General features: G+C 67.3%; 27 protein-coding genes and 1 pseudogene. 11 read left to right on the top strand and 17 right to left on the bottom strand.

Annotated features, from left to right (window positions below; translation table 11 throughout):
- Window positions 1-246: 246 nt before the first annotated feature.
- The 3 genes from QUE79_RS21930 to QUE79_RS21940 all read right to left on the bottom strand — a co-directional run bounded on the left by QUE79_RS21930 (window position 247) and on the right by QUE79_RS21940 (window position 4,434).
- On the bottom strand, window positions 247-3,117 hold the full coding sequence (locus QUE79_RS21930; protein WP_286347176.1) for a hypothetical protein: 2,871 nt from the start codon (window positions 3,115-3,117) through the stop codon (window positions 247-249).
- The gene (locus QUE79_RS21935) at window positions 3,114-3,473 is read right to left on the bottom strand and encodes a hypothetical protein (protein ID WP_286347177.1); all 360 of its coding nucleotides are present in this window, start codon (window positions 3,471-3,473) and stop codon (window positions 3,114-3,116) included. Before QUE79_RS21935 ends, QUE79_RS21930 begins: the two co-directional genes overlap by 4 nt.
- Before the next feature lie 64 nt (window positions 3,474-3,537).
- Complete coding sequence (locus QUE79_RS21940) at window positions 3,538-4,434, bottom strand: hypothetical protein (protein ID WP_286347178.1); 897 nt, start codon at window positions 4,432-4,434, stop codon at window positions 3,538-3,540.
- A gap of 267 nt (window positions 4,435-4,701) precedes the next feature.
- On the opposite strand from QUE79_RS21940, the gene QUE79_RS21945 reads away from it, so the two are divergent.
- The 9 genes and pseudogenes from QUE79_RS21945 (at window position 4,702) to QUE79_RS21985 (ending at window position 10,625) form a co-directional block, all read left to right on the top strand.
- Complete coding sequence (locus QUE79_RS21945) at window positions 4,702-5,658, top strand: hypothetical protein (protein WP_286347179.1); 957 nt, start codon at window positions 4,702-4,704, stop codon at window positions 5,656-5,658.
- Window positions 5,659-5,851: 193 nt separating this feature from the next.
- The gene (locus QUE79_RS21950) at window positions 5,852-6,811 is read left to right on the top strand and encodes a hypothetical protein (protein WP_286347180.1); all 960 of its coding nucleotides are present in this window, start codon (window positions 5,852-5,854) and stop codon (window positions 6,809-6,811) included.
- A 187-nt stretch (window positions 6,812-6,998) separates the two neighbouring features.
- Window positions 6,999-7,445, top strand: coding sequence for a hypothetical protein (locus QUE79_RS21955; RefSeq protein WP_286347181.1), 447 nt, complete (start codon window positions 6,999-7,001; stop codon window positions 7,443-7,445).
- 133 nt (window positions 7,446-7,578) lie between these two features.
- Complete coding sequence (locus tag QUE79_RS21960; RefSeq protein ID WP_286347182.1) at window positions 7,579-8,013, top strand: hypothetical protein; 435 nt, start codon at window positions 7,579-7,581, stop codon at window positions 8,011-8,013.
- A gap of 437 nt (window positions 8,014-8,450) precedes the next feature.
- Window positions 8,451-8,537 (top strand): annotated as a pseudogene (locus tag QUE79_RS21965) (type II secretion system protein); the annotation flags it as partial.
- 410 nt (window positions 8,538-8,947) lie between these two features.
- Entirely contained in the window at window positions 8,948-9,328 is a 381-nt protein-coding gene (locus tag QUE79_RS21970) for a hypothetical protein (RefSeq protein ID WP_286347183.1), read from the top strand.
- 153 nt (window positions 9,329-9,481) lie between these two features.
- On the top strand, window positions 9,482-9,826 hold the full coding sequence (locus QUE79_RS21975) for a hypothetical protein (RefSeq protein ID WP_286347184.1): 345 nt from the start codon (window positions 9,482-9,484) through the stop codon (window positions 9,824-9,826).
- Between the two features lie 161 nt (window positions 9,827-9,987).
- Complete coding sequence (locus QUE79_RS21980) at window positions 9,988-10,296, top strand: hypothetical protein (protein ID WP_286347185.1); 309 nt, start codon at window positions 9,988-9,990, stop codon at window positions 10,294-10,296.
- Complete coding sequence (locus QUE79_RS21985; RefSeq protein WP_286347186.1) at window positions 10,293-10,625, top strand: hypothetical protein; 333 nt, start codon at window positions 10,293-10,295, stop codon at window positions 10,623-10,625. Before QUE79_RS21980 ends, QUE79_RS21985 begins: the two co-directional genes overlap by 4 nt.
- Before the next feature lie 52 nt (window positions 10,626-10,677).
- Here QUE79_RS21985 and QUE79_RS21990 read toward each other — a convergent pair whose 3' ends face one another.
- The 10 genes from QUE79_RS21990 to QUE79_RS22035 form a co-directional block, all read right to left on the bottom strand.
- Complete coding sequence (locus tag QUE79_RS21990) at window positions 10,678-11,640, bottom strand: hypothetical protein (protein WP_286347187.1); 963 nt, start codon at window positions 11,638-11,640, stop codon at window positions 10,678-10,680.
- A 495-nt stretch (window positions 11,641-12,135) separates the two neighbouring features.
- The gene (locus QUE79_RS21995; RefSeq protein WP_286347188.1) at window positions 12,136-12,405 is read right to left on the bottom strand and encodes a hypothetical protein; all 270 of its coding nucleotides are present in this window, start codon (window positions 12,403-12,405) and stop codon (window positions 12,136-12,138) included.
- A 90-nt stretch (window positions 12,406-12,495) separates the two neighbouring features.
- Window positions 12,496-12,870: a hypothetical protein gene (locus QUE79_RS22000; protein ID WP_286347189.1), complete on the bottom strand. Its 375-nt coding sequence runs from the start codon at window positions 12,868-12,870 to the stop codon at window positions 12,496-12,498.
- 82 nt (window positions 12,871-12,952) lie between these two features.
- Window positions 12,953-13,258, bottom strand: a complete 306-nt coding sequence (locus QUE79_RS22005) for a hypothetical protein (RefSeq protein WP_286347216.1) — start codon at window positions 13,256-13,258, stop codon at window positions 12,953-12,955.
- 2 nt (window positions 13,259-13,260) lie between these two features.
- Complete coding sequence (locus QUE79_RS22010; RefSeq protein ID WP_286347191.1) at window positions 13,261-13,545, bottom strand: hypothetical protein; 285 nt, start codon at window positions 13,543-13,545, stop codon at window positions 13,261-13,263.
- Between the two features lie 653 nt (window positions 13,546-14,198).
- Window positions 14,199-15,089, bottom strand: a complete 891-nt coding sequence (locus QUE79_RS25970) for a DUF6804 family protein (RefSeq protein ID WP_350271755.1) — start codon at window positions 15,087-15,089, stop codon at window positions 14,199-14,201.
- A gap of 245 nt (window positions 15,090-15,334) precedes the next feature.
- Window positions 15,335-15,547: a hypothetical protein gene (locus QUE79_RS22020; protein WP_286347193.1), complete on the bottom strand. Its 213-nt coding sequence runs from the start codon at window positions 15,545-15,547 to the stop codon at window positions 15,335-15,337.
- Between the two features lie 40 nt (window positions 15,548-15,587).
- Window positions 15,588-15,812, bottom strand: coding sequence for a ribbon-helix-helix domain-containing protein (locus tag QUE79_RS22025; protein ID WP_286347194.1), 225 nt, complete (start codon window positions 15,810-15,812; stop codon window positions 15,588-15,590).
- Window positions 15,813-15,919: 107 nt separating this feature from the next.
- On the bottom strand, window positions 15,920-16,189 hold the full coding sequence (locus QUE79_RS22030) for a hypothetical protein (RefSeq protein WP_286347217.1): 270 nt from the start codon (window positions 16,187-16,189) through the stop codon (window positions 15,920-15,922).
- The gene (locus QUE79_RS22035; RefSeq protein WP_286347196.1) at window positions 16,186-16,479 is read right to left on the bottom strand and encodes a hypothetical protein; all 294 of its coding nucleotides are present in this window, start codon (window positions 16,477-16,479) and stop codon (window positions 16,186-16,188) included. Before QUE79_RS22035 ends, QUE79_RS22030 begins: the two co-directional genes overlap by 4 nt.
- A 29-nt stretch (window positions 16,480-16,508) precedes the next feature.
- Between QUE79_RS22035 and QUE79_RS22040 the strand changes: the two genes are divergently transcribed.
- Window positions 16,509-16,799 carry a hypothetical protein gene (locus tag QUE79_RS22040; RefSeq protein ID WP_286347197.1) on the top strand — a complete coding sequence of 97 codons (291 nt, stop codon included), beginning with the start codon at window positions 16,509-16,511 and terminating at the stop codon, window positions 16,797-16,799.
- A gap of 58 nt (window positions 16,800-16,857) precedes the next feature.
- Here QUE79_RS22040 and QUE79_RS22045 read toward each other — a convergent pair whose 3' ends face one another.
- Complete coding sequence (locus QUE79_RS22045; RefSeq protein ID WP_286347198.1) at window positions 16,858-17,163, bottom strand: hypothetical protein; 306 nt, start codon at window positions 17,161-17,163, stop codon at window positions 16,858-16,860.
- 46 nt (window positions 17,164-17,209) lie between these two features.
- On the opposite strand from QUE79_RS22045, the gene QUE79_RS22050 reads away from it, so the two are divergent.
- A complete protein-coding gene (locus tag QUE79_RS22050) occupies window positions 17,210-17,785 on the top strand; it encodes a hypothetical protein (RefSeq protein ID WP_286347199.1) in 576 nt (191 codons plus the stop codon).
- A gap of 4 nt (window positions 17,786-17,789) precedes the next feature.
- Here QUE79_RS22050 and QUE79_RS22055 read toward each other — a convergent pair whose 3' ends face one another.
- The 3 genes from QUE79_RS22055 to QUE79_RS22065 are packed head-to-tail and all read right to left on the bottom strand — an operon-like array spanning window position 17,790 to window position 18,810.
- Window positions 17,790-18,008, bottom strand: a complete 219-nt coding sequence (locus QUE79_RS22055; RefSeq protein ID WP_286347200.1) for a hypothetical protein — start codon at window positions 18,006-18,008, stop codon at window positions 17,790-17,792.
- Window positions 18,005-18,286, bottom strand: a complete 282-nt coding sequence (locus tag QUE79_RS22060; RefSeq protein ID WP_286347201.1) for a hypothetical protein — start codon at window positions 18,284-18,286, stop codon at window positions 18,005-18,007. The genes QUE79_RS22055 and QUE79_RS22060 overlap by 4 nt, the downstream gene beginning before the upstream one ends.
- Window positions 18,283-18,810, bottom strand: coding sequence for a hypothetical protein (locus QUE79_RS22065; RefSeq protein WP_286347202.1), 528 nt, complete (start codon window positions 18,808-18,810; stop codon window positions 18,283-18,285). The genes QUE79_RS22060 and QUE79_RS22065 overlap by 4 nt, the downstream gene beginning before the upstream one ends.
- Between the last annotated feature and the right edge of the window lie 89 nt (window positions 18,811-18,899).

An 18,899-nucleotide genomic window follows, 5' to 3' on the forward strand; every position in this document is an offset into this window, starting at 1 on the left:
CGAAGGATGAGGTTGCGGGCGGCGGGGCTCGCGAGCAGGTGCCGCAGCGACGCGCCCGCCGTCGACTCCGCGTCTGACATGGAGGTGGGCATGGCCTTACCGTAGCTACTTGCGACTCCGCGGCGAGCTGGGCTGTCACCCCGTTTTCACGTTGCGATTTCCGTGTCCCTATCGAAACCCGGGCTCATGACGCTCGACGCGCGAGCGAGCAGCATGGGCGGCCCGCTCGCGTCGTCGTAACGCCCGTTACTTCTTCGGCGTCCCCATGTCCCCTTCGGGCTCATCCAGGGCCGGGACCACGATGTCGCCGTAGTCGCCGACATCGACCTTGGTCGGCGTCCAGCGCTCTTCGGCGAGGCCGTGCTCGTGCCGAGTGTCGGCGAGCTGCTGAAGCGTCTGGCCGACGAGGGCGTCGTCGTGGTCGAGGGCGCTCCGCACGAGGTCGTCGACAGCGTCGTTCTTGAGCGGCTTCTTCAGATTGAGGCTTTTCAGGTGCGCGGGCCAGAGGTCCTCAGCGTCGGTCCCGAAGTCCTCAACGAACCGCACGTGCGCAGCGGCCTGCTGGCGCGCATCGATCAGTGCCCACGTGGCGGTGACGTACCGGTGAGCGAGGGCGGCCGTCGCCCGAGCCGCCTTCAGCTCCTCCTCGGCGACAGTGGCGCAGCGCGCGGAGTAGTCCATGACCTCGTCGAACATGACCTGGTCGACCCAGGCGAGTCGGGGGCGGGCGTCGCTGTAGCGGACAGCGTCGTCGGGCCAGTAGGGCAGGCCGCCGCGGCGGGTGCCGCCGATCACGGTCACGTAGCGGTCGTAGCTCGGGGAGAAGTGCTCCCAGGCCTCGTAGTGATGGGAATCGCGGGAGGTCGTAGGGATAGTGGCGACTCCGGCGGCGTCCTTCTCGATTCGGACCATCTTGACGGCGAGGAGGCCGTCGTCGCTCTTCGCGCCCCAACCGCTCGATCCGAGTCCCGAGGTCGCTCGCGCCTCGGCCTCGGAGGGCCGTCCGTTCCGCCAGGCGTAGATCGCCATCGTGCGGACCGCGGGCTCGCGAGGATCGTGGTACTCGGTGACGATGATGGGCGTGCCCTCGACGGAGTCGCGGAGGCTGTCGACGACCGCCTGTCGCTCGGGAGCAGTGAGGTAGTGCTTCGCGTTGACGCCGAAGTGCCAGGTCTTCCATTCGTCGGCCTGCCAGGCGACGAAGAGCGCCGATGCGGTGCGCTTCTGGAGGACGCGCTCGGATTCGGTGGTGCCGAGGGTTCCGTCCTTGCGAATGGGCGTGATGTCCAGGAAGACGTTGGGGTCGTGAGCCTCAGGGCTCGCCGCGTAGACGTGCCACTTGCCCGCCTTGTCGCGGGCGACAGCGACGGCACCGGGGACGGTGCGGCCAGCCGCGATCATGCGCTCGACAGAGTCATCGCCCGCGTGAGACTGGCGGAGCTTGTACTCGGCGACGATTTGGGTGGCCGCCTTTGCCTCGTGCTTGGGCTCGCCATTGAGGGGTCGAGCCCAGGTGTTGGCGACCTTCCACCAGTGCACGAGTTCGTCGACGATCGCAGGGGCCTCGTCGATGCCCGCACCCTCGGCCATGATCAGGCGGGCGATGAGGTCGCGGAACGGCGCCTCGGTGGCGGCCTCTGCGGCTTTCACTTCGAGCGCGGCCTGGATGGTGGGGACCATGGTCAGGAACGACTTGGAGCGGTTGTCGCGGCTGTTGAGGTAGTAGTTCAGGTCGGCGACGGTCACGAGGTCGAGCGGGAGGACCCAGGAGTCCGACGGCATGACCAGGCACGAGGCGCGGACGCTCGGTTCGGCGTCCGAGAGGCCGCGGTAGACGTAGCCAGGCTTGTCGGGGACGGGGACGTTGCGCTTCCAGACCTTGTCGCTGCGCTTGAAGCGGATGACGAAGCCGCCGTCACGGCGCCCCTCGATGAGGTGCGGGGTGTTGCTCTCGGGGACGGAGTCGATCGTGTCGGGGCGCAGGCGCGGGTGGTACGAGCGGCGATTCCACCCCTCGCCGCGGAGGTCGCGGAACTCCTCCGTGCGCCAGTCGCCGATGACGCGCATGCCGGGGCGCAGGAGCGCGTTCAAGCGGCGCTGGTACGCGGAGAACGACTCGCGGCCGTCGGTGAGCTGAAGGGCGTCGTCGCCGTCCTGGACGAGGACGATCTTGCCTTCGTCTTGGTCTTCGAGGCGCAGGAAGCTGGCTCCACCCTCGGGCAGCGGATGCCAGGCCGGGGTGCGGTCCATGATGCCCTGGAGCACGAGGAGGACGCGCATGTAGTGGCGACGCTTGGCGTCAGCCTTCTTCTCCAGTTCCAGCCACTCGTCAGAGCCGGGGACGACGGGCTCGCCGAAGCGTCGGCCGAAGCCGAAGAGCCCCTTGTCGAAGACCTCGACGAACTCGGTGCGGCGGGGAAGCACTCGGTCGAAGATGCGCAGCTCGGGGTCGACGGTAAGCAGGTAGACCTTCTCGCCGTTGCGGATCAGCCAGTAGGACTGCTCGTTCGCAGCACGCTTGTAGGCGTCCTCGAAGATGTTGCCCGACGAGGTGACGACCTTGGTCGGGATGAGGACGACGACGCCCTTCTGCTCGGGCAGGATGCGATTGAGGTTGGCGTCGTCTTCGAGGAGCCAGTTCACGAACTCGGGGATGTCGTTGTGGTCCATCCCCGTCGACTTCTTACCCATGAGCACGAGGGACTCCTCGGCCATGACGAGCACCCGCTGGCGGAGGTGGATCGGGGTGTCGGCGGGCGCGGGCTCGCCATCGCGGATGAGCTGGAGGGTTTCGTCTCTCCCGAGATAAAGATCGACACTCCACATGACCTCGGTGAGGCGCGCGAGCTGCTCCTTGAGCGGGGCCATGGTCGCGTTCAGCTCCGCCATCTGCTTGCGGAAGGCGGCCTCCATCTCGGATCGCTGACGCTCCATTTCGACCTTCATCTCGGCCTGGCGCCGCTCGACCTCGACCTGCTGGCGGGCCAGCTCGACACGAGCTTCCGTCGCAGCCTTGCGGGTCTCGACCGCGTTCGCGCCCGCGAAGGGGACAACGTCGCTCAACGGAGTCTGCTCGGGCTCATCAGGGCTTGCGGGCGCGACGATGTCGGCGCTCACGAGGCCGCTCCGACGAGGACGTACTCGCGGAACTCGACGGGGTCCTTGAGGTAGTGGAGCATCCATGGGCAGGTGTCGCCGCGGGGGCGCAAGAAGTCTCGGCGACCATTGAAGTTCACCGGGCGTCCGCCGGTCATGATGCCGAGGCTCCGCTCGAAGGCTGCGACGTCGTGACCGAGGGTGCACTCCAGGGGGTGCGGGATCACGGTGTCGACGTGCTCCGCGCAGCGCGTGGAGGCGGGACGCGTCGTCCAGCCGAGAGCGCGTGCGTCGGCGGCGAGTTCGTCGTCGCTCTTCCAGTCGTCCCGGAAGGTGTGCTGCTTGCCGCAGGCGCGGCATTCGATGAAGGCGGTCATGGGGTCCTCTGCGACCCCGTCCCTCGGAGTCTCATCTACTACAGTACACCCCTGCCCGAATTCGTCAAGGTGTCGACTGAGATGCCTCGCGCTCGGCGCCGTCTCGGCCAGCTCCGCCTCGCGCCGTCCGTGCCGCCAAGAGCTGGCTGACGATGATGGTCGCGCTGGCACCCGCGGCGCAGGAGAAGAGCCAGAACACGAAGGTCAGCCCAGCGCTTGCCGCCGCTAATCCCCCGAGGATCAGGCCCCATCCGGCGACCTGAGCGACGGCACCCCAGGGGACCTGCTTTGCCTGCGCCCTGTAGGCGTGACGCCCCATCGGCACGCCCCACAGGAACGCGATCGCGAGGAGCACCAGGTAGAGCCAGACCGGGTTGCCGCCGTGACCTCCGAAGTAGGACCAGCCAGACACGGCAAGGAAGGCCACGAGGCCGACGATCGAGGAGATCAGGTCGGTGCGCATCTTGGCGGCGCGGCGCCGGGTCCATGCCGGGAGCTTTCGGGGAACGAAGGGCGAGGGCTCTCTCACGGGTGCCCGCTTGCCGACGATCGCCCAGCGGAGCGCGCAGCCGACGAGAATGCCTGCGACGGCGCCCATGATGCCGGGCGAGATGGCGTGGGGCCACGTGGGCCCGAAGGCCAGCGCCCCGACGAAAAATGCGGCCATGAAGCCGATGCTGGCCAGGAGGATTGGCAGGGCGGCGAACAGGACCGACGTGACGACGAGGCCGACCGCGAGGCCCACGAGGGTGATCTCGGGACTGCGCGCGCCAGGGTCGCTCATGCTGCCAAGGAGGCCCCAGAACGTGCCGAGCGCCAGGGCTAGGACGATGAAGTAGCCACCGAGCGGAGTCAGGGCTTCACCGCGCCAGGACCACATGTCCCGCCAGTTCCTTCGCGCCTGCCGCTTGGATCGGGCCTTGCGATCGCGCTTCTTGCGGGCCGCCGGGTCGAGTGCCATGTCGCCTGTCTCCCTGATGATGACGATGCGCGAGATTCGTTCCCGCGTGTGGAGTTGACGTCGGGCCCGAATAGCCCGGCATCATGGAGGTGCTCCCATCCCCGACCCGCGGGCCACGGGGACGCGCCTCTTCCACTGTGACTACAGTACACGCAGAACCACGTTGCGTCAATTCTGAAATAGGTCTCGCATGCGTGTTGACACCCTGCATATGCACGTGTACTGTAGCGATCAAGAGGTTCGAGGGACGGACCGCGAGAGGACACCATGACCGGCACGAAGGCACTCCAGGACCAGAGCCCCGTCGAGATCGACGAGCAGCTCTACGAGCTGTACAGCAAGCAGGCCCCGTTCCTCAACGACATCGCGTCCGCCTCCAAGGCCCTCAAGCGCATCGACGAGGTCGAGCTGGAGATCGCCAAGGGCGTCACCCGGAACGCCTGGGTCGTCCGCGACGGCAACAAGGAGCGCTACGAGACCATCGTCGCCGAAGCCAAGGCTGGCCTCGCCGCCCTCCGCGAGCTGGAGACGCCCTTCCACGACGAGTTCAACGCCCGCGGCGGCTGGACCCGCGCCTACGTCGTCAGCGGTGGCCACGTCCACAAGAGCATGGGCTGCTCGACCTGCTTCCCCACGACGCGTTTCTCGTGGGTGACCGACTTCTCGGGGCATGACGAGGCTGAGATCGTCGACGCCGCGGGTGAGCGTGCGTGCACGGTCTGCTACCCGTCGGCTCCGGTCGACGTCCTGAAGAAGGCGACCCGCATCTTCACGGAGGACGAGAGGGCCGCCCAGGCCGATCGCGAGAAGCGTGCGGCCGAGAAGGTCGAGCGCGACGCCAAGAAGGCCGCGAAGGCCATCGAGCACCCCACGGGCGAGGTCGTCCGCGACGGCTACGGCTACCCGACGAAGACCGAGGTCACGGCCCAGACGGGCGCTGTCGACGCCTACCTCAACAGCCTCTACCGTCCCACGCAGATCGCTGGATGGGGCGACGGCTCCACGTACGCCGGGACCGACGAGCAGATCAAGAACGACGAGATCGTCCGCGTCAACACGGAGGCCCTGGCATTCAAGCGCGGGACAGACGTCGACACCCAGCTCGACATCGTCCGCGAGAAGGCGATCGCGAAGTTCATCAAGGAATTTGGCACCGACGAGGCGCTGGCGATGAAGGACGAGCTGAAGGCCCTCCGCGCGAAGAACAAGGCCCGCCAGGCGTAGCTCGTCAGGGGCGGGCGGCCTTCGGGTCGCCCGCCCCTCGCGTTGCCGGGTCGCTTCCGCCAGGTTCTCCCATCCCTGACCCGCAGGCGCTTTGGCTGGTTGAAGTGGCGTCCCATCCGGATGTTGACGACATGCATATGCACGTGTACTGTAGCCAGCAAGAGGTTCGAGGGACGGACTTCGAGAGGACATCATGCAGACCACCGATAAGCCGCTCACCGAGCAGACGCCCGCCGAGATCGACCGCCAGCTCTCCGCCATCTACGTCAAGCGGACCGTCCTCGGCAGCCTCATCGCCAACGAGGGGCGCCGCATCGAGATCGCGGAGGACTCGATCGCCGCCGACGAGATCGCCGGACGCACCGAGCGCATCGGCGCCGACCTCGACCGCATCGCAGGCTTCCGCGCCACTCTTGCCGACCTCGAACTCCAGCGCGCAGTCCTCGGCATCGACGAGGAGCCCCTGGAGGCCGAGTTCACCCGCCGCGGCGGCTGGACCCGCGCCTTCATCGTCAACGGCGGCCACGTCCACTCCTCGCGGAGCTGCACCTCCTGCTTCCCCACCACGCGCTTCACCTGGCTCACCAACCTCTCCGACCGCCCTGAGGCCGAGATCGTCCAGGGCGCCGGAGAGCGCGCCTGCACCATCTGCTACCCGACTGCCCCCGTGGACGTGCTCCGCCAGGCCAGCGTCGTCTTCTCCGACGAGGAGCGTGCCGAGCACGAGGCTCGCGCCCGTCGCCACGCCGCGGCGGCAGCCCTCGATGGCAAGAAGCCCGACAACAAGCTCACCCACCCGCGCGGCGAGGTCGTCGTCGACCGCTGGGGTCGCCCGGCCAAGACCGAGAAGGACGCGGTCTCCGCGGCCATCTCCGCCATCTACGACGGCTTCTACCTGCCCATCGCGTACGCGTCCTGGAAGCGCCCCGCGTACGTCGGCAGCGACGAGGAGGCCCGCAACAAGGAGATCATCCGCATCGCCATCCAGGCCCTCGCGCGCAAGCACCGCACGGACGACCAGCTCCAGCTCGACATTCTGACCGCGAAGGCCATCGCCCAGTTCATCCGCCTCAACCGCGGCTCGCTCGACGCGAAGCTGCTGGAGCTGGACCTGCGCGTCCTGAAGGCCCGGATCAAGCTCGCCCAGGGCTGAGAGGGTTCAGTCGTTCACGGCCGCGTGATCCTTGCGCGTGCTGGGGTCGGGTGGGTCGGGGATGGGAGGCCCCCGAAAAATGTCGTAGCGCCTGGGTAGCGTTCTTTCACGCGTGTTGACACGTATTCACTACGCATGTACTGTAGGGTTCTGTTGAGCCCGAGGGACGGGCCCGCGAGAGGACACCATGACCATCCAGACCAACGCCAACGCCTCCATCCCCCGCGCCACGCTCGGCACGCCTGACGCCGTCACCTGGTCGCGCCAGCGTTTCGGCCTCCTGCCCTTCATCTTCTGGGGAGCCTGGGTCGGCCCCGTGCTCACCGTCTCCGCCGCTGGCAGCATGGCCGCCGGGAACGACGTCAGCCCGTGGGTCATCGTCGTCGGCCTCGCCATGACCGCTTTCGCGCTCAAGATGATCCTTCCGGCAGCCCGCAAGACGAAGTTCGCCCGAGCCGCCTTCCGCGAGTGGGTCGCGCGCCACACCCCCACCCTGACCGAGACCGAGCGCCACTACTTCATCCGTCACTGCGAGGCCGAGGTCCAGAATCTCTGGGGCAAGAACCCGTCCTGGTTCATCCAGGGCCCCACGAGCCCCGACGGCAAGTACGACCTGCGTCTCGTCGTCGAATAGGCAAGGACCGCTGGGCCGCTCCGCATCGCGCGGGGCGGCCTTTGTCGTATCCACCAATTCAGTGTTGACAGTTCGTTACAAACGTGTACTGTAGGACTCATGAAGCCCGAGGGACGGGCTCCGAGAGGACACCATGACCACGATCACCAGCATCAACGCTCCGGCACCCACGACCCCCGAGGTCGTCACCGCCCACCGCAATCTCTGGGGCTTCGTCCCCTTCATCGTCTGGCACGGCTACCTCGGCCCGCTGCTGATCGTCGCTGGCCTCTACGCCCCGGCAATCGACGCCACCGACCGCCCCGCACTGATCATCCTCGGCGCGATCGCCACGGCCCTCGTCGGCCCCTTCTTCATCCGCGCCGTCGCCCGCCACATCAAGGCGCGCCTCACCCTCGCAAGCTTCGTCATCGACCACGCGCCGACCATGACCGACGCCGAGCGCCGCTACTTCATCCGCCACGCGGTCGTCGAGATCACCAACGAGTTCTCAGCCCACCCGGTGTTCACGTTCTCGGCCCCCGCCGACGCCCGCAAGCTCGTCACCTACTCGCTGACCGTCCGCTAGCGCCGCGGAACCCGCCCCGTCTCTCACGAGGCGGGGCGTTTCCGTGCCCGCACGCGGGGCACTCGATCCCAGAGCAGAACCTTCGCCCATGCGCGTCGAAGGACAGCGAGGGTCGCCATGTCCTCTTCGTCGACTTCGAGGTGAATCTCGTACATATCGACGGCTGTCCTGAGTGCACCGATCTGCGCCTGGGTGAGTCGGTTGGACACGGTGACCTCTCCGGGGTGCCGCGATGACGCCCTCACCATCTATGGGCCGAAGGAGCCTCCGTTTTTCCCAGATCGCCAGAAGACTCTCGGAATGGACCGCGCTACTCGGGTAGCGAATTTTGAAAAAGGGGTGCGTTTTTTGACGAGTCCCCGATTTGGGGGACTCCCAACTCTTCCGTTCGGTTCGAGACGGTGATTGGACACACGAATAGTCCCTGGAGAAGCATGATGCTGACGTCCCCCTCCCGCCGCGATGACCGCGGCTTCTCGTTCATCGAGCTGCTGGCCTACATGGCCATCGCAGCTCTGCTGATCCTCGCCGCGATCCCGCAGTTCGGGCAGTACCGCGAGAAGGCGAACGTGTCCAACTTGCAGAGCGACCTGAAGAACGCCGCCACCGCCGTCGAGGGGCAGGCCGTCGCCGACCTGAACTACCCGACTGCGCTGCCCGCGAGCGTGAAGACCTCCCCGAACATCAGCCTCAAGATGGCCCGCACGACCTCGGACGGGTTCTGCATCACCGGCACCACCACGGCGGGAGCCGAGTACCACTACGACTCCGTCCAGGGTGGCATCGGCCAGGGCGGCTGCGCGGATATCCCTGGGCCCGGTGGAGGCTTCACGGCCACGGGGCTCTGCACGTACTCCCCGTCATCCAGCACGTCGAAGAGCTGGGCTACCAGGCCTTCACGTCCGACGAGTGGGTCAACTACGTCAAGGCCCGGGTGCACGCCAACTTCGTGCAGGCGAATCCCGCCTCGACGCAGGATGACATCGACGCCGCGTGGACGGCCAGCAACGCTCTCCAGAACTACTGGTACGAGCAGGACCCGACCGCCGTCGAGCTGTACGGCTACGTCGACGGCAAGGTGCCGATGACCAGCGACGAGGCGACGATCCTTGGCTACATCCAGCACCAGACGTGGGATGACGGGTGGGAACTCGTGGTCGGCGACCAGGCCAGCGAGTTCAATCACTACATCGCCGATGGCACCACGTCCTACACCGAGGCGAGCCTGTTGGCGAAGGTCGACCAGCTCCGAAACGGATGGGGTCCGAAGATCGACGTCACCTGCCAGACGCCGGTGAGCGACGTGCTCGGCTAGACCGTCTCCATCACTGGGGCGTCCGCATCTCGCGGGCGCCCCTTTCGCGTTCCCGCTTGCCCCCCATCCCCGACCCACCGCTCTTGTGACGAGTGTCGGAGGATCCATGTACGGTATGAATATGGCCCGAGGGACGGGTCACGAGAGGAAACCATGACCGACACCGACTACTCGCTCGCCACCCGCGCCGCCCAGACCTTGACCGGAGCCGACAAGGCCCGCCTGGTCCGCTACCTGCTGGAGGACGAGAGCATCGAGGTCGACGACCTCAAGACCATCGCGCGCGAGTCCATCGCCGCCAGTGGGCAGCACGCGTCCCTGTGGTGCGACGACGACGTGCTGGACGCCGCCAGGGACATGTCCGGGCGCGAGGAGTTCTCCGACGAGGAGCGCGCGGCGATCCTGGCTGGCGTCCCGTGGCGACGCATGGAGGATGTCCTGGCCGAGGCGGGCAACGAGTACCTCCGCGATCATGGCCTCGACGGTCTCGACGGCTGATTCCCGTGCGATTCGACCGCCGCCCTGGAGCGATCCGGGGTGGCGGTTTCGTATCAGAACTGCTACGAAATCGACGCCGGAATCCTCCCGTTGACGAATGTCGGACGGTGCGTGTACTGTAGCGTTCAAGAGGTTCGAGGGACGGACCACGAGAGGGCATCATGACCACCGCACAGGGCACCATTCTCCACACGACCACCGCTCCGCAGGCGCGCGAGACCATCACCGTGACCGTCAAGGGCAAGGTCGACGTCATCTCCGAGTACGGCCAGACCTGCGTCGACTTCCGCGCCACCGATGGCGTCGAGTCCTTCTTCGTCGTCGCCAAGTCCTACCCCCGTCCGATCGCCGGTGACTCGCTCGCTGCTGACGGCGACCGCCTCCAGCTCACGGGCCGCTTCGTGGGCCGCTGGTTCGAGGTCGACAGCGCTCTCTTGGTCGCCCAGGGCTCCGAGCTGGTGGCGGCATGACCGGGATACTGGCTCCGCATGCCGCGTTCGACGTCGACGCGGCGCGCGAGCGTCACGAGGAGCTGACGGCCGAGCTGCTGGAGCGGATGCGCTCGAAGCTCGTGCCGCTTGGCCGCCTGGCGCTCAACGCGGGGCCGGAGGAGCGTCGTCGCCTGTTCGACAAGCAGGCGGGCCTCCAGGAGGCTCTGGACTTCGCTCTCGGGCAGGAGGGCGGCTGGGTCGGCATCTTCTGGGCGCTGACCAAGGTCGCCGACTCGATCCCCCAGCATCTTCGTGAGGGGTGGGGGCTGGCGATCAGCTATGCCGCCGAGGGCTTCCGCCTGAGCTGACCCCGGTGTCCGCGCGAGCGGGCGCCCCGGGCGGTACTCTCATCCCCGACCCTCAGCCCTCTCGGCTTGATCCGACGACGTTCACCTGAGGTGTGGCCACGATGGGCTTGTCGGCAGGGCCGCGAACGTGAGCCGCGACCCAGATGGTGCGGTGCTCCTGAAGCGACGGGTACCACTGGCGGCGGTAGAAGCCGCGCACGGGCCAGCGATGGGTCCACTCTCGCGGCTGCACGCCGGAGGTCGTCGGGGCCGGGCGCTCCGTCCGCCGGTAGACGAGGTTCACGGGTCGCGTGGGGGCGGGAGCCTTCTTCCGGGCGGCCTTCGTCTTGCGGCGGGCATCGTCGGCGGGTTCTGCGTCGGGGTCGGCGAGACCTCGGGCCTCCATGAGGTCGGCGAAGGCGATGAGGGTGGCGAACGCCTCGGCGGCCTCGGGGCTTTCCGGCTCCCAGTCGGTGGCGTCCTCCTCGAATCGGGCCGTCTTGATGTGCTCGATAGGGGTGGCCTCGCCCCGCATGAGCGCGTCGAAGGTCTGGTCGACGGTGATGGTCGTGGTGGTGAAGTCGATCCCTGGGCGCGCGGCGGTCCAGCCGAGCAGCGTGGATGACTGCCCAGTTTCCGTGTCCCCGGCGAGCCAGACGAAGCCGTCACGGGCGGGAAGTCGGAGCTGGACGAATGCGGTCTGGCCGTCGTAGGCCTCGATGGACTCGCGGAGGGCGGCGTGCTCGGTGGCGGAGACGTGGAAGAGCGTCCGCTCGGGGTCGTCGGTGACGAGGCCGACCATGCCGATCGCGCTGTCGATGAGCCCTTGGGTCAGCGGTGTTGCCGCGAGGAGGCGCTCGATGGCGTCCGTGTCCGAAAAGACGATGCCGTGGCCGTTGATGTAGCTGGCGAGGGCCTCCAGCTCGTTGATCGGCCGTCCGTAGCCGAAGTGGTCGACGATGCCGGTGGCGATGGCGGCGTTGCCTGCGAGGGCGGTGATGTTGCCGAGGTACCAGGCGCTGATCGCGTCGACCACCTCGGGGACGCGGGACGGGTGCGTGTCGGTGCTGCGGAGGCGCTTGGCGGTCTGGGGCTTGAGCCGGGCGAGGTTCGGTCCCCCAGCGGTGCGCGCCGCCAGTTGACTTCGTTGCCTCCCTCGATCTCGTAGCGGCCGTACGCGGCGGCGGCGCGCTCGATCTCGGCAGAGTCGGCCCCGGAGAGGAGCATGCCGAGCAGCGACTCGCCGCCGAGGTTGGCGGGCAGCAGATACGGCGTGACGGTGAAGTTGGGCACGCGTCCGACGTCGCGTGCGATGCAGGCCAGGGGTGCGTGGTTCGCCGGGATGCCCGCCTGCACCCATTCGGCCGCCTCGGATGCGGTGAACAGGTACTTGTCCCAGTCGGCGTCCTCGCGGAGGACGATGGCGCGGCGCTCGGCGGCGAGTTCGGCGTAGGTCGCGGTCGGGGTCGGCTGCACGTCGGTCACCAGGTCACCGTAGCGGGCCGGGTCCGGCGTCTCGCCTTCGCGCTGGTCAGTCAAGGGCGAGGGTGACGATGTGGCGGATGTCGGCGCGGAGGGTGCGGGTGCCGTTCTCGACAGTGGTGATCCCGGAGACCTTGACGGCGGCGGCAGCGGCGAGGAGACGCGAGGCGTCCGTCGGGTTCGCGGTGGTCACGATGAGGTCGAAGTCGTCGCCGCGGATGCTGCGGAACTCCGCGAGGAGGGTGCCGTCAGCCTGGGCGAGGGCGGCGCGGGTGATCTCGCCGGTGACGACGGGGAGGTGGAGGTTCTGGTTCGGCATGACGTCCTCTCGGGCACCGTCCCTCGGTGCTCTTGCTGGTTACAGTACATGCATATAAAACAGGTGTCAAATGCCCTGTTGCTGGAGCGCTCAGCAGTCGTGCTGGTCGAGCAGCGCCGTCGCCGTCAGGCTCGTGGCCCGCTGGAGGCCGGGCACCGATGGGCAGAAGCGCTCACCGACCTCGCGCGCCGTGCAGGCGATCGTCGCCGTCGGGTCCGAGTCGACCATGAGCGTCGCCGCATCCCCCGGCTTCACGCCTGAGATGGGGCCCGTGGTGCAGTCCCAGTCGAGGACGTTCGCGGTGTCGTTCACGATCCGCGTGTGCGTCAGCGGGTCTCGGACCTCCGCAAGACCTGACGCCGCGATGCTGTAGCCACAGAAGGCCAGGAGCGCGACGATGACCGCCCCGCCGACGTGGATGGGGTGCAGCGACCAGCGCATCCGTGATTGCGCGCGTGATCCCATTTCCGTGTCCCCTGTCCGATCAGTCGTCAACGCTATGCGGATTCACCGGCAAGAGCGAATCGGACAACGGCCGTCAGGCGGTCTACTCGGCGGGTGTCGACTCGCCGCGGAGCGCGGAGACGAGCCGGGGCTCATCGAGAACGGCGTCCACCCGCAACGCGTAGAGCACTCCCGCGGCCAGGTCGGGGTACTCCTTGCCGGACACCGTCGCGTCCCTCGCCTCGACACCAAGGGAGTATGCGAGCTTCGCGGCATCGAGCGCCTCGGCGAAAGCCCGCTTGGATGAAAAGCGGCCCAGGACGCGCACGTGCTTGATGTGGCCCGGCTCCCCGAGTGCGCGAGCAAGACCCGGGGCGTACTTCATCGTGGTGATGGTCTTGAGCGGCATGCCTACACGCCGATCAGTTCGGCAGCTCGGATAGCCCGCTTGCCACGGAGGGCAGTGAGGCGCTCGGCATACCAGTCCGCGCTCCACCGGTTTCGACCATTGGAGTGCTGGTCTGCGTAGTGCTCGGTGGACTCGGCGAGAAGCTTCGCGGCGGCACGCTTGCTGGTGGCCTCGATGGTGACGGTGATCCGCGGCGCAGCGAACTCGCGCAGCGCATCGACGAAGCCGGAGGTGTCGCTGATGCCTCGCCCTGCGGGGAAGTCCATCACGATCTCGTACGTGGGCATGGTGTCCTCTCGGCGACCGTCCCTCGATCGCACACTCCTACCGTACACGCATATCTCGCTTGTGTCACGCATTCAGGCGTCGCCAGCCGGTCGGGGATGGGAGATCACCGGCAAGAAGCCCGGATTCATGCGGAAAAACAGCTCGAACTGTAGTTCGCAACTATTGATGCGAACTACGACGCCGAACAGAAAGAGAAAGAGAAAGAGAAAGCGCGGGTTTTTCTGGGGTCGTTTTTTCGAGGGCGTGTGACGTCGTGGGGGCGGGGTCTGCGCTTGCGCTGGACGTGCAGCTCGCGTCCCAGCGTTGCTTCCGTCCCTCCGCTTCGCTCCGGGCCGTCGTGCCGTTCCGCAGCCCGCCTCCCCCTCGCTGCGCTCGGGTGAGTCGGTCTGCGCAACGACCCGAGAACGCGTGTGCGCGTGATCGGATCGCTGGCGCGAAAAACCCGGGCGGCGGCCAGGGTGAAACGATCGAGGCCCGGCGCGCGGCTGGAAAGCCACGGCTTGGCACAGCAGCGAGAAGCCGTCCCACTGGGTCGAGCGCGCACCTCGCGTCTCCGAGGCGCATGGCTCGCGTCCCGGTCGATGCAGATCATCCTACCATACATGGCACGTTGACGAACGTCACGAAAGGCATGTCTGGTAAAGCGAAGGTCTCAGTCGACGCAGTACGAGGTGCCGTCGTCGGCGTCGACGTAGTTGTCGCAGTCGGCGCCCCTCGGCTGAAGGGCGAACCAGGTCATGACGGCGATGATGCCTGCCACGAGCGCCGTCGTCATCCACCACTTCCAACGCACCACGGGCTTGCCCATGTCGTCCTCGCGGTACCGCGGCGCGGGCAGGGAGAACCCGCCCACGAGGACGGCGATCGCGGCCGCGACATCGAGCCACACCCAGGTGCCCTGCGGCAGCTCGAAGAACCGCACGGGGAACCAGATGGCTGCGATGACAGCCGCCGTGACGACCCATCCGGTACGCCGCGACTTGCGGGCATAGATGGCGAGGACGATCGCCACACCCAGAAGGGCCCAGCGCAACACGATGTAGTAGCCGTAGTCGAGGTCCCCGGTTCCGACGAGCGCCATGATCGCGCCGATGATCCCCGCGGGAAGCGCCGGATGCAGGTCCAGGTAGTCCCCGGTGGGCTCTTGGGTAGCAGTTGCCGACTCCGCCGGAGGGTTAGGAGGCGTTCTAACGGCCTGGGGCGGCCTTGGCTGTGCGGGAGTCGCTCGGGGCGCTACGGGGCGCTCAGGCGCGCGCACGGCCGCGGCTGGAGGCGTTTTCGCCCGACGGGCGGCAAGCACCTCGCGGATGGCGGTCTGTTTCGCGACGGAGCCCAGGCCGAGGGGGCCGACGCGGACGACGTCTGCGGTCACGAGCAGGTTGCTCGGAACGGTTCCGCTGGAATCGGGTGCAACAGGGGTCATGCGCGCCCACACGGACCCCTCGCACTCGTACATGACGAGAGTCTCGGCTGCCCCGAGGCCGCGGTGAGCGACCCCTTCGTGGATGCGGTCGTGCTTGTGGCACAAGACCAGTTGCTGCATGAGATTCCCCCTCGTGATCCTCGCCAGGGTAGGGCTCCGCACATCGACCGCGCGACACCCAGTGCGTGGGGTTTCCGTGTCCCCTTCAGTGCTCGATCACACCCAGTCCAGTTCGCGATTCCCCGCGCACGCCTCGCGCTATCGTGTTAGCGCCGTCTGATGGGCCATGAGCCGCTGCGGACTTCAACGCGGGGAACGTCTACGGAAGAGCGCCCCGGCGACACCCCTGATGTCGGGGCGCTCGCCTACGCGGTGAGAGCGTCAGTAGCCTGGAGGAATGCCGCCGACGCGAACCATGCCGTCGCGGCCCAGGTGATGACCATGGAGGCGGCCAGGAGCCCTGCTCTCGGGTGAGACTCCGACGGGTGTTGGCGGCGGTGCTGGAAGAGCGTTCGCGTGATGGTCAGAGCGAGCCCTGCGGTGACGGCACCCATGATGCCGAAGATGGCGATGGCCAAGATGATCTCGTTTCCGTGTCCCTGACGACTACGCCAGGCGTCAGACGATGATCAGTTCGCGGTAGCCCTCGGCGTTCGACGTGAGGATTTTGTTGCCGCTCGCGATCTCGGCGTCGAGGTACTTGACGATGGCGATGGCTCGTCGAATCTCCTCGGTGTAGCTCAGACCACGCCTCGCGGCATTCTCCTTGAGCATCTCGGCCGTCTCGGGCGCCATGTTGACACTCAGGCGAACCACTCCACCGTCGGCGGCTGCTTTGGCCATGATGACTCTCGCTCTCCGGGCCGGATGGCCACACGAGAAGGATACCCACCCAATGTTGATCGCGTGCACATTCAAAGCGCATGGCCACCTGGCGCAACGACCGACGGCTAGGGCAGCACTTCCAGTTCTTCGCGGTTCCAGGCATTGATGAACCGCTCGCGCCCGTCGACCACCTCCCTGATGTAGAGCAGGCCATTGTCTGCGTCACCGGGGAGTCGACTGGCGATCCCTTCAGCCGTGATCCCAGGCAAGACGCTTCCCCTGACGACGCGGCGCAGGCGACACCCCTCAGTGATCGGCTCGCCGTGCGCGTCCGTCTCCGGCTGCGCGGGCCTCCATGGCGTCCAGGCTCGCGTCGAAGCCTCGGTGCCACTCACGCGTCGACGAGCGTGGTGTCGATGATCGTGGTGGTGGCGTCCTCGTTCTCGCCCAGGAGCTGCGCCTGGCGGCGCTCGGCCTGCTCTAGCGAGTTCGTGGACATGGCGACGGTCTTGTAGTCGCCGCGCTCGAAGTGGACGACGTAGCGGGGGCGAACGAACGACCCCCAGGTGAGCAGGCGCTCGTAGACGTCGGGCGCGAGGGCGTCGGCGACGTAGTACTCGTGCAGGTCGGTGAGCTGCTTGCGGCTGAAGCGCTCCATGCGCTGGCCGCGGGTAGGCAGGGGCAAGGGTCGACGTCGCCGCCGACGCTGATCGTGTGCTGGATGAAGCCGCCGCGCTCGGTGACGCGGTGAACGGTCTGGCGGACGTACTTGTCGCGGAAGTAGGTCACGATCTCGACGCACGCGGTCTGGTCGCCGCGATCCGTGGACTCGACGGTGTCGAGGAGCGTGATGCGGGTCGTGATCGAGCGCTCACCGTCCTTGGCGATGGTCTCGGTGGCGACGTTCTCGGGGTTGATGGGCTTGCGCATGATGTCCTCTCGCGGCCCTGTCCCTCAAGGCCTGTGGCTACAGTACACGTTACCGCTGACATTGTCTCGATCTGAAGGCAAGGCCAGCGGGTCGGGGATGGGAGGGCGAGCGGAGCGGGCTCTCGACACGACCTCAGTCGCGGAGCTGGCCCCAACCGAAGGCGGTCTCGGCGATCCAGTCTTGAAGACTCCCGCGGAAGCGCTCAGCGAGTGAGTCGTCATCCTCGTGATCGAAGACCTGGAACCAGAACTCCTCGCCGACAGCGGTGATCCGCACGTCGATCTCGTCGCCCTCCCGGTCCCCATCGAGGACCTTGTCGCTGGCGCGGAAGTCGAGCCCCGTCCACTCCTCGGGCTCCAGCAGCTCCTGAATCTGCGGCAGGAGGATCGTCGGCAGGAGCACGCTGGCGAAGTGCAGCAGACGCTCGGTGCGATCCATGGCCCGAGGGTACCGACCTCGCGCCGCGCTCGGGAAGGATGAGGGCATGGTCGACACCAAGATGACGAAGTCCGCCGGGGAGCACTGGGTATGCTCGGTCCTCTCCCGACTCGATTGGGGCGTCGCGCTCACTCGGGACGGCCTGGAGCGCACTGACATTCTCGCCGTGAAGACCGACGCCTCCCGCCGCATGATCGAGGTCCAGGTGAAGTCCGCCCGCGACGACGGCGATCGCACGAACTGGCCGCTCGGCGAGAAGTCGCAGGACTGGTCGCGCTCGGACCGGGAATGGTTCGTGTTCGTGACGGTCCCCACGAAGGTGCCGGGCGAGCCGCGCGCCTACGTCATCCCGCGAGATCACGTCAGTGCCGCGGCCTGGATCACCTACCACCACTGGAGGTTCGACCCGGCGATCCCCTCCGGGCAGCGGAACACGCCCCGATCGGGGACGCGGGTCCACGAGTGGACGTGGAAGGGCTACGAGAATCGCTGGGACCTGCTCGACGCCGACGCGTCCGAGGCGCCGATTCTCCTGCCCTCAGACCTTCGCGATCAGTGCTTGGAGCCGTACGTCGGCCTGCCGCCCGGGCATCCCTGGGAGGGAGCGCTCCCGCGCTGGTGAGCGCCTACCAGTGACGGTGCCAGGGGCAGAGGTCGACCAGGTGCTTGCCGGAGATCAGGTTCGGCATCATGCCGGTCGTCCAGTCGTCCGCCGCGGCGGCAGCCCGCGCCGCACGGATGCTGGTCTCGGTCGAGGCGAATGTCTCCTCGCACGGGGCGAGGCCATCTGAGGCATCGCACGCCAGGGTGACCGTGGCCTCGATGGGGGCCGTGACTGCGCTCACGTTCGCTCCAGCAGGATCGCCTCGGGGAAGGCCGCGATCGACAGCAATGGCGGGTCGACCTCGGTGTACGACGACAGCTCGCCGCGGATGGTGACGGCTGCCCCTTCGATGAGGCGCGGTGCGAGGTCGTCGATTGGGTCGTTCGGGTAGAGGCAGTTGACGGGTCGGCCGTCGGCCAGAACGATGTCGAAGTAGGTGACGTCGTCCAGGGCCTCGGCCGCCTCGGTGACGGTCCCGGCGATGTGCCGGAAGCCGTCCCCGAGCCGAGCCTCGGTCACTGGGCCGCTGAAGCCGCGAGGCGCTCCTCGGAGAGCTTGCGGTCGTAGTGCAGGTGCCAGGAGATGGCGTCGAGCTTCTCGGGGTGCCTGTGGGCGCTGTGCCACGAGGTGGGCTCCCACTCGAAGGACTCCTCGCCGACCTGGCGGAAGCTCGCGCTCTCGCGGACGCCGTCGTCGTTGAGGAACGTGACGGTGATGACGGCCCCGACCTCGGTGGGCCACATCCCACCCTGGGGCAGGTCGGCGAAGGCGCCGATGCCCTGCTCTGCGTAGCGCCCCTGGCCCTGGTTGGCGTCGAAGTGGTCGCGGACCATCGCATTCGGGTGCTCGCCTGTGTACTCGAAGGCGAAGTCGCGGACCTCGACGGGAGCCTTGATGCCGTCGTTGGTGTCGTTCACGCCGCGCCAGACGGCGGAGATGATCGTGTTCTGGTTCGACTCCTCGAAGATTTCGAGGTAGCCGGTGGCGGGGGTCTCGATGTACTTGTTGCTGGTCTCTGTCAGTGTGCAGAAGATGTGGCGCATGATGTCCTCTCGATGCCCGTCCCTCGGGCTCCTTGATTGCTACAGTACATAGTTCACGCAAGGGTGTCAATACGGGATTCCGTAACGAG

Origin of the sequence: Frondihabitans sucicola, from assembly GCF_030296615.1 — a bacterium.
Taxonomy (GTDB): Bacteria; Actinomycetota; Actinomycetes; order Actinomycetales; family Microbacteriaceae; genus Frondihabitans; species Frondihabitans sucicola.